We start from the raw sequence: 3,086 nt of genomic DNA, 5'->3' as shown, positions 1-3,086 counted from the left end.
CTTCGAATCGAACTTTCAATCGCACCACTGCCAATCGGCAAATTCAATGCCTTGACAGTTGGAAAAGCAAGGCGGTGCCTATTACGTACAAAGTAATCTCGTTCTGTCTTTATGGCTTTGCTGTTCCGACCTCGACAAAGAGTCTGTACTACTTGTACGACCGTTTCCGATTCACCTTTTAGTAAAAAGCGTCGCTGTTTTGAGACCCAGGATTTACGTTCTTTGGCTGACCAGCTTTTTCGCAAGCCTGCAACCTTTCCCAAATGCTCTACTGCATGATAAAAATCAAGGAGCTCATACACTCTCTCCGGATTCAACCCCAATGCCTTGATCAGATCAGGGACTCGATTCCAGATCCAATGTGCCCCGTCCGCAACAAACAAGACCTTGTCTGCTTCTTGGATGCAAAGTGACTCCAAATAGCTCTCCAGCAATTGAAACAAGCCATCAGGATCATTAAAACCCCCATCAATAAAGGGGGTAAAACTTTTTTCCTGTTTCCCGTGGGCATCGACAACATAGATGATTAAGAGTTTGGGTTCTCTCCAGGCCCCATGATATCTGCCTCTTCCTTTGGAAGTCTTGGGACCTCGCTTTTTTTCCCGCAATCGAGTACGGCCACCATCGGCGCTGATGACAACCCGACGACCTTGAAGGTTGTCCTTTTCATTCAAGGGAATCAGACCCATTTGCTGTACCACCCTTGCCCGTTCCGCATAACGGTACGCCAATTTCCGGATTACCTTTACATTCAAGTCAACGCCGTGATCACAAAGGACCTGCCGGACCTCTTCAAAGGAACTCAGTAAGGCTGACCAAGCGCTGACCATCGCCGCCAAGACCGGTGTACATCGATCATGAATTCCAAGCAAGGCTAAACCAGCATACAACCCTTTATGTCTTTTTCCATTTCGACGGTCGCAGGCTCGCCGGTAGTATCGAACACGGATTTGGATCGTGCCGCCGGAAGTAGTTTGAATTTGAACTGTTTCAAAACCTTCACTTTTCATGCGGCCAGGCCAACTACTCACCAACTCTTTTTCCTGTTCGTTATGCTCTGGAGAGTTCAAGCTGGTTTGGACTTTTTTTTTAGCATCAACGTGGCTAAACGATTGGTATAGCTTAAAATTTCCTGTTCAACCTGAATTAACTCTTCCGGACTGCGAATTAGCCGCTTCTCTTTGTCCAGCTGTTTCAATAATTCATATTTCTTCTACGGTTTCACAGGTTTCGGCTTTTTTGAGCTTCATGCTGTTTTCTTTCCCATCGAGTTATCGTTGAAGGAAAGCATAGCTGCTTTTTGTTAAAAATGATAGGCTGTTTTGAAACCGGCAAAATGGGAATGCGCCCCTTTTATTCTGCTCAGTGGAGGCTGGCCAACCAATGGGTGAGATATCAGCTGGAATAGTTGGTATTATACCATCGACTTGACCAGCCTTTACATTTCCCAATATTGTGACATTGTCTAATCCCAAAAAACTGGATCATCGAGTATAAGACTACGAGCATTGTCAGGGTGACCGTAGTTCTCTCTGAATACCTTATCGTGGGGGTTATTTACCCCTATATTATTTTCTTTGTCTGTCATGGGAAAATTTTACCCGGACGGGCTATTTCAGTCAAGGTGTATCCTGAAAGCCAAGGTAATAATCAAGGTTTGAACCCAACTCCACAACTCCATGCTTCTAAAGCAGCGCCAATCCCCTCAATATTTCAGCAAATTCAGGATTCTTTCCGGCATATTGTCTCAATGCCTCAAGCTGCCTTCTTAAAAGTGAACCATCCGAGTGTTCCAAATCCAGATCATCCAGAACTTTACGTTCCAGCCGATGGACCTGTTCAATCACCGGCTTCACCATGGTACGACGATCCCAGGCAATATAACCAAAAAGTGCCACAATCAACGTGATGAGAGATCCAAAAAGAACAAGCATCGTATTATTTGAATCATCCTGTCTTTTGTTTAAATCATCCAGTCTTTTATTAAGCGCTTCCTGGCCCGATTTCATTTCAGTCCTGAGCGCTTCCTGGCCCGATTTCATTTCAGTCCTGAGCGCTTTCTGACCCTCTTCCAGAACAACAAGCTTTTCGATGATCTCACGATCCGATATCCGAGGCGCTATCTCCACAGCCCATAATGACATCGGTAAAAACAGATGAAGAAATATGAATACGATCATCACACGGTTCAATAGGTTTGATTTCATCTCCCCCCCCCTTTTTTTCTTTTACTTCAACCAGCGATCAAATGATTATAACCATCAGGGCATTGATTAGCAACCACCAAAAAAAGAAAACAGCCCACACTTGCGATTCTTTACCCGATTGCCATCGACTTTGATGATAATAAAACGTGGTCTGTCCCCTATTTTTCACTCTAAGCCTGCTTCAAGCCCTTATTTGAAAGATATTTGCTTATGTTTCAAATACTTAGCGTGGTCCGACCCCGTATTTACATCGACTTTGATGATAATAAAACGTGGTCTGTCCCCTATTTTTTAAACTCACCGCCGAAGAACACCGGTATCGGTGCCAAACTGGATTGATGAGATCAACTATGCGACCCAAGGCTGGGCAGCTTATTTTCACTACCAGCACAGCACGAAAGTGATGGCTCGGGTCAAATGGTTTACCGAAGAAAGGGTCCGTAAGAATCTATGTGTACGGCATAAAGTTCGGACCAGGACAAATGGGTATAAACGGTTCTCTACAGATTTTCTGTACAACAAGTTGTATTTGTATAGAATCCCAACTTACGCAAAGTGGAAAAGGGCGCAAGCCTTATAGTGAAGAACATCGGAAAGCCGTGTACGGGAGAACCGTATGCACGGTTTGATGAGGGAGCATTGAGGATGCAAGGCCTTTGGAACACGTAGTAGCCGCGTGCGGCAAGGCGTCTCGAATATAAAAAGGGCTGAAGAAACCGGCCGAATCAGTGCTCTACTCTACCCAGATTACAAAGTAAGATGTCCGTATGCCGTAACAACTGTAGTTCTAACAGGTTAAAGTCCTGAAGGAGGAATTATCCGTACGCCTTCTTAGCACCGGGAAGCAGCGTCTGGGTAACCAGGGGTTGTAAGTTTCTT

2 protein-coding genes and 1 pseudogene are annotated in these 3,086 nt (G+C 44.9%); 1 reads left to right on the top strand and 2 read right to left on the bottom strand.

Annotated elements, in window-relative coordinates:
* Window positions 1–1,010 (bottom strand): hypothetical protein (locus AB7U36_RS21430; RefSeq protein ID WP_428161650.1); only part of this gene is annotated, 1,010 nt, incomplete at its 3' end.
* A gap of 675 nt (window positions 1,011–1,685) precedes the next feature.
* Window positions 1,686–2,207, bottom strand: a complete 522-nt coding sequence (locus AB7U36_RS21425) for a hypothetical protein (RefSeq protein ID WP_428161649.1) — start codon at window positions 2,205–2,207, stop codon at window positions 1,686–1,688.
* A gap of 310 nt (window positions 2,208–2,517) precedes the next feature.
* Between AB7U36_RS21425 and AB7U36_RS21420 the strand changes: the two are divergent.
* Window positions 2,518–2,787: pseudogene (locus AB7U36_RS21420) on the top strand (group II intron maturase-specific domain-containing protein); the annotation flags it as partial.
* Between the last annotated feature and the right edge of the window lie 299 nt (window positions 2,788–3,086).

Source organism: Desulfobacter sp., from assembly GCF_050177295.1.
The sequence above is the reverse complement of the archived record's forward strand: the minus strand, read 5'-3'. Positions and strand labels throughout refer to the sequence as shown.

What these genes read in the sequence shown, in the direction of transcription:
- AB7U36_RS21425 (WP_428161649.1), bottom strand. Translation starts at nt 2,207, where the DNA reads ATGAAATCAAACCTATTGAACCGTGTGATGATCGTATTCATATTTCTT.